Here is a 13,545-nt window from a genome sequence, read left to right as displayed (position 1 = left end):
CATGCCGGGTGACACCTGTCACACAGCTGGCTCGGACCGCGGTGAGAGTCCTACCCTGGCTCTGCAACGTCTGGTACCCGTGCCGACGCCGCTGAGGAGTAAGGCTTCTCCCCGCGGAATCCGGCGACGACGGGACTGGAACGAACCACGGAGGACAGCGGTGACCTCACCGATCGGTGATCCCGGCGTGCCGTTCGCACGGCAGGCCGGCGGCGACGACGCTTCCGGCAGTCATGCCGGGCATTCGCTCGGCAACTCTGCCGAGGACGCTTTCGGCGATCGCCCGTATCCGGTTCACCCCGATCCTTTTCCCGGGACGTCCAATCTGCCCGCACCCGCCCGCCTCACCGTCGGCATCGTCTCCGCCGGACGCGTCGGGACCGCACTGGGCGAGGCCCTGGAGAAGGCCGGTCACGTCGTCGGCGCGGTCGTCGCCCGGTCCGCGGAGTCGCGCGCTCGAGCAGCGCAGCGCCTTCCGGACTCCGAGATCCTCGACCTCGGCGCCGTCGTCGCCCGATCGGAACTGCTGCTGGTCAGCGTGCCCGATGCCCAGTTGAGCGCGGTGATCGACGAGATCGCGGCGTCGGGTTCGCTGCGCCCCGGCACGATCGTCGCGCACACCGCCGGTGCCCAGGGGGTGGACATCCTCGCGCCGGTGACCTCGCGTGGGGCGCTCGGCCTGGCCCTGCACCCGGCGATGACCTTCGTCGGCACCGCGGAGGACACCGCGCGCCTGACCAACGCCTGCTTCGCGGTGACCGCCGCCGACCCCGTCGGGGAGGCCATCGCGTCGTCGCTCGTCCTGGAGATGGGCGGGGAACCGGTGCGGATCGCCGAAGCCGACCGCATGCTCTACCACGCGGCGCTCGCGCACGGTGCGAACCACCTGATCGCGCTGATCTCCGACGCGGTGGCCGCGCTGAACGCCGCGATCGACCATTCCGGTCGCGACGTTGCGACCGTCGACGGGAGCGGCGCGCGGCTCGCCGAACGCATCCTCACCCCGCTGGTCACCGCGTCGTTGAGCAACGTGCTCGAACTCGGACCGTCGGCGCTCACCGGTCCGGTGGCACGCGGCGACGCCGCCGCCGTTCGACGGCACCTCGCCGCGCTCCGCGCCGTCCCCGGCGGCTCCGGCGAACGCGGGATCGCCGAGGCCTACCGCACGATGGCTCGTCGCGCCGCGGCGCGCACCGACGCGCCGGCCGCACTTCTCGACCTCCTGGAGGGGCGATGATCCGCACCGAGGTCACCGACCCGACACCGCCTATCAGAGGAGATGCTGTGAGTGTCCCGCCCGATGAGACGCCGACCTACAAGGCCGGTCAGATGACCGTGCACCGTGAACCGGCGACCCTGACCCGGGTGACCAGAACGCTGCGCGCCGCGGGCAAGCGGGTGGTGCTGGTCCCGACCATGGGAGCGCTGCACGCCGGACACCTCCAGCTCGTGCGCGCGGCGAAGGCCAAGGGCAACACGATCGTCGTGGTCTCGATCTTCGTCAACCCGCTTCAGTTCGGTGCGAACGAGGACCTCGACGCGTACCCACGCACCCTCGACGCCGACCTCGCGCTGCTCGAGCCGCTCGGCGTCGAACTGGTCTTCGCGCCGAACGCTGCGTCGATGTACCCCAACGGTCAGCGGACCACGGTGCACCCCGGCGGGGCCGGTGCAATCCTCGACGGCATCTCCCGCCCGACGCACTTCGCCGGGATGCTGACAGTTGTCCTCAAGCTGCTCAACATCGTCGGACCCAATGCCGCCTACTTCGGCGAGAAGGATTATCAGCAGCTCGTGCTGATCAAGCAGATGGTCACCGACCTCGATCTCGACGTCGAGATCGTCGGGGTCCCGACGGTCCGTGAATCCGACGGGCTGGCGATGTCCTCGCGCAACCGCTACCTCAGCCCGGAGCAGCGGGAGCTGGCCACGACGTTGTCGGCCGCGCTGGTGGCCGGGGCGCATTCCGCCGAGGGCGGCCGGGACGCGATCGTCACGGCGGCGCAGGCGGTGCTCGACACCGTGCCCGAGATCGACGTCGAATACCTGGCCCTCCGCGGCCGCGCACTGGAGGACGCCCCGGAGAAGGGGGCCGCCCGGCTGCTCGTCGCCGCGCGCCTCGGACCCGCCCGCCTCATCGACAATGTCGGCGTGAACGTCGGAGGCCTCGCCGCACTCGAAGAAGAACTCTCCGGACCCGCAACCACATCCACGACCGACACAGGGGGACACTGACCCATGCTGCGCACCATGATGACCTCGAAGATCCACCGCGCCACCGTGACCCAGGCGGATCTGCACTATGTGGGGTCGGTGACGATCGACCAGGATCTGCTCGATGCCGCGGGTCTGCTCGAGGGTGAACAGGTCACCATCGTCGACATCGACAACGGTTCCCGGCTGGTGACCTACGCGATCGCCGGGGAGCGCGGCAGCGGTGTCATCGGGATCAACGGCGCCGCAGCACATCTCGTTCACCCCGGGGATCTCGTCATCATCATCGCCTACGGCATGCTGAACGAGGCCGAACTGGAGGCCTATGCGCCGCAGGTCGTCTTCGTCGACGACCACAACCGCATCCTCGAATCCGGTGACGACCCGGCTCATGCTCCGGAGGGTTCGGGTCTGCTCGACCCGCGGCAGTTCGACGGCCCGGTCTTCGCCGACTCCGCGGTCTGACACCGACGAGCGACCCGGAGCCATCGATGCTGCTCACCGTCGACGTCGGCAACACCAACATCCACCTCGGCGTCCACGCCGGAGCAGGGGATCACGCGCGATTGGTGCGCGATTGGCGTATCCACACCGACCCGAACTACACCGCCGACGAACTCGCCTGGGTCTTCCGCGGCATGCTCGGCTCGGACATCGAGCAGGTCACCGGGGTCAGTGCCCTGTCGACGGTGCCGTCGTTGCTGCGCGAGCTGCGGGTCATGCTGCCCCGTTACTTCGGCGACGGCCCGCACGTCCTGCTCGAACCCGGCGTGCGGACCGGTGTGCCGCTGCTCGTCGACAACCCGAAGGAGGTCGGCACCGACCGCGTCTCCAACTGCCTTGCCGCGCATCACGAATACGGCGGCCCCTGCATCGTCGTGGCCTTCGGGACCGCGACCGTCGTCGACGCGGTGTCGGCGAAGGGTGAATTCCTCGGCGGCGCCATCGCGCCCGGCGTGAACCTGGCGGTCGAGGCGCTCTCCGAGCACACCGTTACCGTGCGCAAGGTCGAGTTGATGCCGCCACGCAGCGTGCTCGGCAAGAACACGGTCGAGGCCCTGCAGTCGGGCATCCTCTACGGATTCGCCGGCCAGGTCGACGCGCTCGTCGATCGCGTCTGCGACACCGTGCCCGGCTTCGACGGCGACGACGTCACCGTGGTCGCCACCGGCTACCTGGCCCCGCTGATGTTCGACGAATGCCGGTCGCTCACCGACCACCACCCGCACCTCACCCTCGAGGGGTTGCGGCTGGTGCATGAGCGGTCCAAGGCCAACCCTCGTCGGGGCAAGTAGCCCGCACCCCTCGTTGCTGAGCCGAGGGAGCGCATCCCTCGCTGCCTGATCCGGAAGGACTCCACACCAGCGGTCCGTCGGGGTACTCCGGTCCGGTGCGCGCCGAAGCGATGTCGCATGCGACCTCACTTCTTTCCCGCTGACGCGGTCTCCGAGGGTGAGGTGAGCCGGCTTCGCCAAGCCGTTCATGACGTGCGGCAATCGGCTGAGGAACTCGTCCCCGTGAGCACCCACGAAGGGCATGGTGCCCTCGAAAGCCGCTGAGGTGGACGCGAAGTCACTCCCACCCGACCCACTGTGCGGCATCCACACCCACAGCCCAGTTCACGGCACCCTGATCGAGGTCGCACGCGACATCGACCAAGAAATCGCGGGCGGAGAGATGTTCGACCCGTCATTCTTCTCCGTGTGGAGAGGTCTGGGATGAAGGTCGTCATCGTCGGTGCAGGCATTGCGGGACTGTGCACTGCTGCCGGATTGTCGGAGCTGGGCGCGGAGGTCACGCTGCTCGAGCGGTCGGCGGAGGTTCGTGGGGGAGGTTCGGGACTCAGCCTGTTCGGCAACGGGCTCCGCGCGCTCGAATCGCTCGGCCTCCGGGCGGCCGTTCCCGACGCCGTCGGGGTTTCACCCACCGTGAACGGAACACGTCGCGCCGACGGACGTTGGCTCACCCGCTTCGACCCGTCGGCGATCGAGCAACTCCGGGTGGTGCGCCGCGGCGATCTCCACGAGGCGCTTCTCGGCCGGCTCGGGTCGGGCGTGGAGATCCGGACCGGAACCGCGGTGCGTGAGGTTCGTGACGGGTCGGTCCGGCTCGAGGACGGCACGTCGATCGACAGCTGTGACCTGGTCGTCGGAGCCGACGGTCTGCGGAGTCGGGTACGGCCCGCGGTCGCCGACGACCCGGGTGTGGCCTACCGCGGATATGTCGCGTGGCGAGCCGTCACCGCACGGCCCGTCCACCTCGACGGGGCGGGCGAGACGATGGGACGCGGTCAGCGGTTCGGCATAGCCCCGCTGCCGGACGGACACGTCTACTGGTTCGCGTCCGTCACCTACGGGCGGAGTGGCGAGCCGGGTGGTATCGACGAAGTGCGGCAACGGTTCTCTGGGTGGCATGCACCGATCGGGGAGATCCTCGACGCGACCGATCCGGCGGACGTCGGAGTGCTGCCCATCGAAGAACTGGCGCGTCCGTTGTCCACCTTCGTCCGGGGTCGGCGCGTGCTCGTGGGCGACGCCGCGCACGCAATGACCCCGAACCTCGGCCAGGGGGCGAACCAGGCCATGGAGGACGCGGCGACCCTGGCCGCGCTGCTCGGGCAGGGCGGAGCAGGCGTCGACGAGGCCCTGCGAACCTACGACCGTCTACGACGGCGTCGCACCCGCCGCATCGCTCGCCAGGCGTCGGCGATCGGACAGGTCGGTCAGTGGCGGTCGGGACCCGCGGTCCGCCTGCGCGAGCTGGCCCTGCGGGCGGCCCCCGATGCGGCACTCGACCGTCGGCTGCGGCGCATTCAGGATTGGCAACCACCGGTGCGGTAGTCGTCACTCGAGTCTGTTGCCACGCGCACAACTGTGGCATACTCGTCGCCGTGATCAAGAGCTGTCAGGAGTGTTGTCAGGGCTAGTACCGCATCTGCGGCTGCCCTCCTTCGCGCTCCCCGCTCGTTTTCGATCACCCGAGGACTCCCTCTCATGACCGCTTCGGTTGCTACCCCTGTTCTTTCCCGCACCACCTTCGCCGCGACCGCGCCCATCGTCGCTCCGGCGCCGGCTGCACCCCTGTCGCTGCAGGTCGGCGACTATGCGGAGGCCGTCGCCGAGGGTGCGACACCCGTGGACGTCCGCTCGCATCGCCGACGCCAGGTCGACGGTGCACTGTTCGGCGCACTCGCCATCGACGCCGTCGAGGTCCTCGACCGGCTCACCCCCGGGACCCCCGAGTCGCTGACCGCGGCGCGCACCGATTCCCGCTGGATCCTCGTCAGCGAGGACGGCCACGAGGCCGAGTGGCTGGCCTGGCACCTGCAGGCGCGGGGCATCCACGGTGCGGTGTTCGTCGTCGGCGGGCATCGCCGGATGCGCCAGGCCAAGGTCAACGGTCGCATCCGCGCAGACGAACTCGCCGTCATCTCCGCGCACGAGAGCTGAACCGCCGGGTCTGTCACCGCTGTCACAGCGGCTGCGGCGAGTTGGGAGTCGGTGACCGGCACCGATAGGGTGCGTGGGGTGAGTGACAGCCCGACCACCGCCGCTTCCGCCGCAGCCGAGAAGACCCCGGACACCGACGACCAGACTCCCGAGCAGTTGCGAATCCGCCGCGAGAAGCGCGAGCGCATTCTGTCCGAGGGCCGCGAGGCATACCCGGTCTCGATTCCGCGCACCCACTCTCTCGGCGAGATCCGCGCCGCCTACCCCGACCTCGAGGCCGGCAGCGAGACCGGCCAGCACGTCGGTGTCTCCGGGCGCGTCATCTTCCTGCGGAACAAGGGCAAGCTGTGCTTCGCGACCCTCCAGGAGGGGGACGGCACCCAACTCCAGGCGATGGTCAGCTTCAACGGCGTCGGCGAGGAATCGCTGGCCCGCTGGAAGTCCGACGTCGACCTCGGCGACATCGTCTTCATCTCCGGTGAGGTCATCAGCTCTCGCACCGGCGAGCTGTCGGTGATGGCCGATGGTTGGCAGATGGCGTCGAAGTCGTTGCGGCCGTTGCCGGTTGCCCACAAGGAGATGAACGAGGAAACCCGTGTGCGGCAGCGCTACGTCGACCTCATCATGCGTCCGGAGGCCCGTGACAACGCCCGGACCCGCATCCAGGTGATCGCCGAACTCCGTGCGGCGCTGGGGCGTCGAGGGTTCCTCGAGGTCGAGACCCCGATGCTGCAGACCCTGCACGGCGGTGCCGCGGCGCGTCCGTTCGTGACGCACTCCAATGCCTTCGACATGGACCTCTTCCTGCGGATCGCGCCGGAGCTGTTCCTCAAGCGCTGCGTCGTCGGCGGCATCGAGCGCGTCTTCGAGATCAACCGCAACTTCCGCAACGAAGGCGCCGACTCCACCCACTCGCCCGAGTTCGCGATGCTCGAGACCTATCAGGCCTACGGCACCTACGACGACTCCGCGGTCATGACCCGTGAGCTGGTGCAGGAGGTTGCGCAGGCCGCCCTGGGTACCCAGACCCCGATCATGCCCGACGGTTCGACGTACGACCTGTCCGGCGAGTGGACCTCCCTCGAGATGTACCCGTCGCTGTCGGAAGCGCTCGGCGAGGAGATCGTGCCCGCCGGTGCGCCCGGGGAGACCACCGTCGACCAACTGCTGGCGATCGCTGATCGTGTCGGCCTGGAGGTCCCCAAGGGCAAGGGCTACGGCCACGGCAAGCTCGTCGAGGAACTGTGGGAGCACATGGTCGGCGAGAAGCAGACCCGGCCGGTCTTCGTCCGCGACTTCCCGGTCGAGACCTCGCCGCTCGTCCGCGCGCACCGGTCGGTGACCGGCGTAGTGGAGAAGTGGGATCTCTACGTCCGCGGGTTCGAGCTGGCCACCGGCTACTCCGAGCTCGTCGACCCGGTGATCCAGCGCGAGCGCTTCGTCGACCAGGCACGACTCGCCGCCGCCGGTGATGACGAGGCCATGGTCCTGGACGAGGAATTCCTCACGGCGATGGAGTACGGCATGCCCCCGACCACCGGAACCGGCATGGGCGTCGACCGTCTGCTGATGGCGCTGACCGGTCTCGGAATCCGCGAGACCGTCCTGTTCCCCCTGGTCAAGCCGCTCCCTCGCGGCTGACCGGACGCTATCGGGTGCCGGCGGACCCGGGCAGGCCGAGTGCGTGCCGCACTCGATCGAGAACCCCGGCGCCGGCGTCGACGTGCACCCATTCGGCCCCTGGGGTCTCCAGCGACTGGGTCTGTCGTCGTGCCACCGACGCATCGGCATCCGACGCGTCGGCGCCGCGCGCCTCGATGCGCGCGATGCGTTCGGCCTCGTCGAGTTCGAGCCAGATGCCGGTGAACGGGACAGCAAGTGTCTCGGCGACGCCGGCGATCGCGTCGCGCTGTACGGCACGGCCGAACACCGCGTCGGCGATCACACTCATCCCGCCACCCAGCGTCTGATCAGCCAGTCGGCACAGCTCTCCATACACCCGGGAACCCATCTCGACGGTATAGCCGGCTGCCGGGAGCCGGGTGTGCTCCGGCACCCCGGCCAGGCGCTTGCGCAGCACATCGCTGCGCAGAATGCGAGTGCCCGGTGCCGGGACGAACTCCGCTCCGATGACGCGGGCCACGGTCGACTTCCCGGTGCCTGATCCACCGCCGATCGCGACCAGCCGTGCCGACGCCGGATCGACGACTGCCAGGGCGAGGTCGAGGTAGTCGTGGGCCCTGCTGACGGACCCTTCGGCGGCGGCGACATGAGCGCGCACCGTCGCACGCACCGAGAGGAAGATCGGCATCAGCGAATAGCCGTCCTCGTCCGCAGGAGAGAGGTCGAGGTAGTTGTTGACCACCACGTTGGCCTCGTGCCGCAGGTCTCGTGCCCACAGGTCCATGACGAGGAACGCGACGTCGTAGAGCACGTCGGTGGTGGCCATGTCGGCGTCGAACTCGAGACAGTCGAAAGGCAACGGTTCGCCGTCGATCACCGCGATGTTGCCCAGATGCAGGTCACCGTGACCGTGCCGGACCCGACCGGCGCGGGCCCTGGTGTCGAGCAGATCGGAGTGAGCGCTGATCATCGCGGTCAGGCGATCGGTCAGCAACCTCGCTCGCGAGGGATCGAGGATCTCCGGAAACGCCGACATGCTCCCCAGGTTTCCATCGACGACCTCCTGGATGCGCGCGGCACCGTGCGGGTCGGGGCAGATCTCCGACGCCGCGTGCAGTTCTACGGTGAGCTCCGCCAGTCGTCGCAGTAGGGCGTCGTCGAGATCGCCGCGCTCGGCCCGGGTGGACAGCAGCGCGTCGTCGTCGAAACGACGCATCTCCAGCACCCAATCGCTGTTGCCGTCTGCGTCGTCCACCTTGTGCAGTCCGAGGTAGACGCCGGGGGCGATGCGCCGGTTGAGGCGCAGTTCGGCGTCGAGTGCGTCGTGCCGGAATTCCGGGGTGGAGAAATCGAGGTAGCGATAACGCACCGGCCGCTTCATCTTCCATGCACGATCACCGTTGAGGAACACCACCGCGCCGTGCGTGACGATTCGGGTGGTCGGCAGATCGGGATCCAGAATGCCTGCCCGGGTGAGGAATTCGGTGGTCGGATCGGTGCCGATCAGGGTCATGGCCGGACCGCCGCCGGACGTGCGGACCCGACCGTGATCGTCATCGGTGCTCTGTCGTGAGTCGTCGCCACCCGTCCATCCGACCACAGCGGCTTGCCGATCGCACGGGGTGGTCAGGCAGTCATGGGACCGATCGCGCGCTCACAGCACCGCCGCACCGAGGACGTGTGCGGTGTGCAGGGCCAGTTCGGTGTCGAGGCGACGCTCGCCGATCGGGTGACCCAACTCCTCGACGACTCGTCCGAGCCGGTACTTCACGGTGTTGCGGTGCATGTTGAGGGCCTCGGCCGTCGCGACGTAGCTGTTGCCGCAGTCGAGGAACACCCGGGCGGTGTCGCGCAGTCGCTCGGCGGCCTCGGTGTCGGCGGCGAGCGGTCCGAGGACATCGCGCACCCAGCGTCGTGTGCCGGGCAGGTCGCGAGCGAGCATCGCGATGATCGACATGCCGCCCGAGCCGTGCCCCACCACTGTCATCGCCTGATTCGTCGACACCGCCGCCACATGCTTGACACTCTCGGCCTGCTGGTGACTCTCCCGGAATCCCTCGAGTCCGGGTGCCGGGGAGCCGAAGGCCATCCGTGCGCCCGGCACCACGGACAGCACCGGTCGGACCACCTCGGGATCGGCGTCGGCCACGGGGTACCAGACCCACGCGGTGCTGCGGTCCACCGAGGTGAAAAGGGGTGCTCTGGAGCCGAGAGTGGTTGCGACGTCGTGCGCCAGGGACTCCAGCAGTGCGGTGTTGTCGGTGCCCGGGTTGGCCCGGTCGATCCACAGGGTGGCCGCGAGATGGGTGCGCGTCAGCGGATAGCCGGTCCTGACGGTGAACTCGTCCGTGCTCGTGAGGTCGCCCTGCAGCGCCCGCCGCACCATCGTCGACACCACAGTCGCGTTCTGTTCGACCGAGTACCGGCGGCCCTCCTCGTGTACATCGAGAACCACACGGGTGATCCAGTCGACGTACTTGTGTAGCCAGCCGGAGAAGTGGTGCAGCACCCGCAGCCGCAGTTCGGGAGAGGTGTCGAGCTCTCTCACCTCCTCGAACACATTGGCCAGCAGGTCATCGGAACCGAAGTGGTAGGCCCGCCGCAGCGACGAGGCGGGGATGCCCCGCTGTCCCAACCGATCGGCATACTCGGTCGCTGCGGTGACCGGTGGCGCCTGATCGAGCGGGATGTTGTTGCGGATCATGTGCAGGATCGTCGCGATGTTGGCGGCGACGCTCGCTCGCAACAACTCGAGAAGGTCGGGGTCGTTGAGCTCCTCGAGGCCGTTCTCGATCGCCGTGGTCATCGACTCGCTCAGTTCATCGCTGCGCGCGGCGAGCCGCTCGCCGACGATGGTGGACAACCGGATGATCTCCGCCGCGTCGGGTGAATCGGGGGAGACCAGCCGGCGTCCGAGAGCGCCGTTGCTCATCAGGACGAACCCTGTTGGGTCGAAGCCTGTTGCGTCGACGCCTGTGGGCCGCCACCGCGTTCGAGCTTCTTCAGGGCCGAGGTAGCGGCATGGAACCCGCACAGGCCGTGTGCACCGGCCCCCGGTGGCGTCGCCGCCGAACACAGGTAGACGCCGTCGACGCCGGTCGAGTAGGGGTCGAACGCGACTCGCGGACGAAAGATCAACTGGCGCGCGGAGTTGGCGCCGGTGGTGATGTCGCCACCCACGTAATTGGCGTTGTCGGCGGCGATCGTGGCGGTTGCGCGCACATGCGATGCGCGAATGCGCCGGGTGAAGCCGGGGGCGAATCGTTCGATCTGATCGACGACGAGTTGCCTTGCGTCACCGGTGAATCCGGCAGGCACATGGGCGTAGGCATCCACCGGGACAAGGTTGCCCGCTGCGCGGTCCGGATCGGCCAGATACTGCTGCCCGACCAAGAGGAAGGGTTTCGACGGCATCCGCCCCGACCAGGTGTCGCGTTCGGCGGCCACGACTTCGGAGGAACTCCCGGCGACATGGATGGTCCCGGCCCGGCGTGCCGGTTCATAGCTCCACGGGATGCCGTCCTCGACGGCGAATGCCACCTGGAATGCCGCCGGCCCGTGCCGGTACCGGCGGTAGGCACGCGCCACGCGCTCTGGCTGCTTGCCGGAGAGGATGCCGGCCGCCGCCTGCGGGGAGGTGTCGAGGAGGACGACGTCGGGGGAGTCGAGCTGGTCGAGTGAGGTGACGGTGGTGTCGGTGACCACCGTTCCGCCCAGCGATTCCAGGAGTGCGATCATCGCACGGCTGATCGTCGCCGACCCGCCGACCGCGACGGGCCATCCGTAGCGATGTGCGGCGGTGCCCAGGGCGACGCCGATCGCCGACGACAGCGGTGTGGTGAGTGGATGGAAGGCGTGCGCCGCCACTCCCGTCCACAGTGCCGCGGCCCGCTCGTCGCGCAACCACCGGGCAACCCAGGTGGCCGGCAGAGCCGCCGGAATCCCGAACTGCGCCAGCGGGAACGGGTCCCGCGGTACGTGGAGCATGGGCTGGAGGAACTCCCCGGCGATGCGATCGAACTTGCCGGTGATCGAGCCGAAGAGCTGCCGGTACCGACGGGCGGAGTCACCGAACTGGTCGGCGGTCTCGTCCACCGAGCGATACGCCGCTGCACCGTCACCACCGTCGAGCGGGTGGGCGTACTGCATAGGCGGAGCGGCCCAGCGCAATCCGTGTGCAGCGAGGTCGAAGCGCCTGCTGAACGCGTTGTCCAGGGCGAGTGGGTGGAAGCCCGAACATTCGTCGTGCACCAGGCCGGGGACGGTGACCTCGGCCGACCTGGTTCCACCGCCGGGTACCGCCGCGGCCTCGAGGACGGTGACCTCGAAACCGGCGGCGGCGAGGGTGATGGCGGCAGCGAGTCCGTTGGGCCCGCTGCCGACCACTACTCCACGACTCATGCATTCACCCTAGACTGCTGCACGTACTGCGAACCGTCCGATGGCGCAACATATCCGGGGCGCGTCCAGGTGACGGTGTGCTTGATCGGCCCGTTGGGCAGCCACGGCAGTTCCTCGGTGGCGTCGGCGACCACATAGGTGCCGCGTTCCACCACGCCGATCGCCGCGTCGATCACCTTGTACTCGATGTAGTTGCGGTGGATCGGCTGGGACTCGGTCCAGGTCACGATCACCTCGCCAGGTGCGAAGTTGCAGCGTCGCTGCACCGCGGCGATGGTCTGCTCGTTGTGCAGGTGTGCGTCGCCGAACTGCCAGCCGATCAGGGTGGTGCACACGAACTCGGCCTCACGGATCACGTAGTTGTCGAGTTCGTCGGTGTGGCGCATCATCAGCGAGATCAGCGCTCGCCCCTGGCTGTGCATGGTGCGCCAGGCCACCGCTTTCTGCATGAAGATCTCCGCAACCTCATTGCCGAATGCCGCAGTGAGCTGGTCGATCTGGTTCAGGTTGGACTTGACGAGATGCTGGTTGAGCTTGTCCTCCACCTCACGTCCACGGAACGCCCAGGTCGCCGACGCCCAGTTGCCGGCGTACTGCCGCATCGACGGGAGGAAGGAGACGAGGTCCGGACGCAGGTTGCCGAGGATCGGGAAGAACGCGGCCATCACGATGGCGGCGATCAGCCAGCCGGTGCTCATGTCGGTGACCGCCCAGCCCTCACCGGCCGGGTGACCCCAGAAGAGGAACCACGCCGAGAAGATGAAGAAGACGTTCCACTCCAGCGGCACCGCCAGCGGGAAGGTGGAGATGATGAAGATGTGGAACCCGGTCATGCCGATCAGGGCGAGCAGCGTGAGCGTGGTGTTGGTCGAGAACAGCAGGATCAGCGGCAACGCGAGCTCGACGATGGTGCCCAGGATGTGGGCGATCGAGCTGGTGACCTTGGAGGCACGGATGTCCTCCGGGAAGTTGCGGTACAGCGATCGCTTCAGACGCCGTGAGGTGATCCACGGGGTGTTCGACACCATCGGCGCGACGACCAGGGTGAAGTGGCGGCCGAGCTTGGAGATGCCGGCACCGAACCAGCTCGCGAAGATGAAGATCTTGGCCGCGATGATCATGTCGACCACGGAACCGGCCGAGGCGAAGATCAGGAGTGCGGCGAGGTACTGCTCCGAGCGGGCGGCCAGGAAGACCGTCTTGTCGCGCAGGCCCATGAGCACGATCAGCCCGATGTAGCTGAACATCGCCCACTGCGGGGGCAGGCCGGCCTCACTGCCGGGAACGCGGTCGGTGACCTGTCCCGGGAAGCAGACCAGGAACGCCAGATTGAGCAGGATGAGGCCGTAGACCGCCACGTCCCACAGCTGACGGGTGTCACCGGCGGTGAAGGGCACCTTGCCCGGCCATGGTGGAACACGAATCGTCTTGGGGCGCAACCAGTACAGGCAACCGCCGATGAACGGCGAGAACTTGAACGCCAGCGGTCCCGACGACGAGGCGAGGCCCAGGACCTCGAACAGCGTGGTCCACGCCATCAGCTTCACGTAGACGATCGGCTCGGTCCACCACGAGCCGATCTCGCCGAAGCCGCCGAGCGCCGGGGTGGTCAGGCCGACCAGCAGCAGGCCGACAACCGTGAAGAAGATCAGTTTGTAGACGTAGAGCATGTGCAGCTTCTTGGGGCTGCCGAAGCCGTACTCGCACCAGTGGGTTGCGAGCAGGCGCATGCGTTCCATGAAGGGTAAAGATCCGAACTTCGCCGGATCGACCGGCGGCATGTCGGCGGTGTTGAAACCCATTGTCGCTCTCTTTCTTGAGGGATCGGGTGGAGGGGGCTCTTCTCGGAGGCTCGGGG

The 13,545-nt window shown here is 68.2% G+C and carries 11 protein-coding genes; 7 read left to right on the top strand and 4 right to left on the bottom strand.

Features of this window, described 5'->3' with window-relative positions:
* The first annotated feature begins 160 nt into the window (after window positions 1-160).
* From NWF34_RS02650 to lysS, 7 genes are all read left to right on the top strand, one after another.
* The gene (locus NWF34_RS02650; protein ID WP_258324178.1) at window positions 161-1,237 is read left to right on the top strand and encodes a Rossmann-like and DUF2520 domain-containing protein; all 1,077 of its coding nucleotides are present in this window, start codon (window positions 161-163) and stop codon (window positions 1,235-1,237) included.
* 92 nt (window positions 1,238-1,329) lie between these two features.
* Complete coding sequence (panC, locus tag NWF34_RS02645; RefSeq protein ID WP_375295616.1) at window positions 1,330-2,235, top strand: pantoate--beta-alanine ligase; 906 nt, start codon at window positions 1,330-1,332, stop codon at window positions 2,233-2,235.
* A 3-nt stretch (window positions 2,236-2,238) separates the two neighbouring features.
* Window positions 2,239-2,679 (top strand): aspartate 1-decarboxylase, encoded by a 441-nt coding sequence (gene panD, locus NWF34_RS02640; protein ID WP_006437760.1) that lies wholly within the window; start codon window positions 2,239-2,241, stop codon window positions 2,677-2,679.
* Window positions 2,680-2,705: 26 nt separating this feature from the next.
* Window positions 2,706-3,509 carry a type III pantothenate kinase gene (locus NWF34_RS02635; RefSeq protein ID WP_258324176.1) on the top strand — a complete coding sequence of 268 codons (804 nt, stop codon included), beginning with the start codon at window positions 2,706-2,708 and terminating at the stop codon, window positions 3,507-3,509.
* A 423-nt stretch (window positions 3,510-3,932) separates the two neighbouring features.
* A complete protein-coding gene (locus NWF34_RS02630; RefSeq protein ID WP_258324175.1) occupies window positions 3,933-5,054 on the top strand; it encodes an FAD-dependent oxidoreductase in 1,122 nt (373 codons plus the stop codon).
* 153 nt (window positions 5,055-5,207) lie between these two features.
* A complete protein-coding gene (locus NWF34_RS02625) occupies window positions 5,208-5,663 on the top strand; it encodes a rhodanese-like domain-containing protein (RefSeq protein ID WP_258324174.1) in 456 nt (151 codons plus the stop codon).
* A 78-nt stretch (window positions 5,664-5,741) separates the two neighbouring features.
* On the top strand, window positions 5,742-7,304 hold the full coding sequence (lysS, locus tag NWF34_RS02620) for a lysine--tRNA ligase (protein ID WP_258324173.1): 1,563 nt from the start codon (window positions 5,742-5,744) through the stop codon (window positions 7,302-7,304).
* Window positions 7,305-7,311: 7 nt separating this feature from the next.
* On the opposite strand, the gene NWF34_RS02615 is transcribed toward lysS, so the two are convergent.
* The 4 genes from NWF34_RS02615 to NWF34_RS02600 all read right to left on the bottom strand — a co-directional run bounded on the left by NWF34_RS02615 (window position 7,312) and on the right by NWF34_RS02600 (window position 13,489).
* Entirely contained in the window at window positions 7,312-8,799 is a 1,488-nt protein-coding gene (locus tag NWF34_RS02615) for an AAA family ATPase (RefSeq protein WP_258324172.1), read from the bottom strand.
* Window positions 8,800-8,940: 141 nt separating this feature from the next.
* Window positions 8,941-10,218, bottom strand: coding sequence for a CdaR family transcriptional regulator (locus tag NWF34_RS02610; RefSeq protein WP_006437754.1), 1,278 nt, complete (start codon window positions 10,216-10,218; stop codon window positions 8,941-8,943).
* Window positions 10,218-11,687, bottom strand: a complete 1,470-nt coding sequence (locus NWF34_RS02605; RefSeq protein ID WP_258324171.1) for an NAD(P)/FAD-dependent oxidoreductase — start codon at window positions 11,685-11,687, stop codon at window positions 10,218-10,220. The genes NWF34_RS02610 and NWF34_RS02605 overlap by 1 nt, the downstream gene beginning before the upstream one ends.
* Window positions 11,684-13,489, bottom strand: a complete 1,806-nt coding sequence (locus tag NWF34_RS02600) for a DUF3556 domain-containing protein (RefSeq protein WP_258324170.1) — start codon at window positions 13,487-13,489, stop codon at window positions 11,684-11,686. Before NWF34_RS02600 ends, NWF34_RS02605 begins: the two co-directional genes overlap by 4 nt.
* Between the last annotated feature and the right edge of the window lie 56 nt (window positions 13,490-13,545).

It is taken from the genome of Gordonia sp. GONU (assembly GCF_024733855.1).
GTDB classification, from domain to species: domain Bacteria; phylum Actinomycetota; class Actinomycetes; order Mycobacteriales; family Mycobacteriaceae; genus Gordonia; species Gordonia amicalis.
The sequence above is the reverse complement of the archived record's forward strand: the minus strand, read 5'-3'. Positions and strand labels throughout refer to the sequence as shown.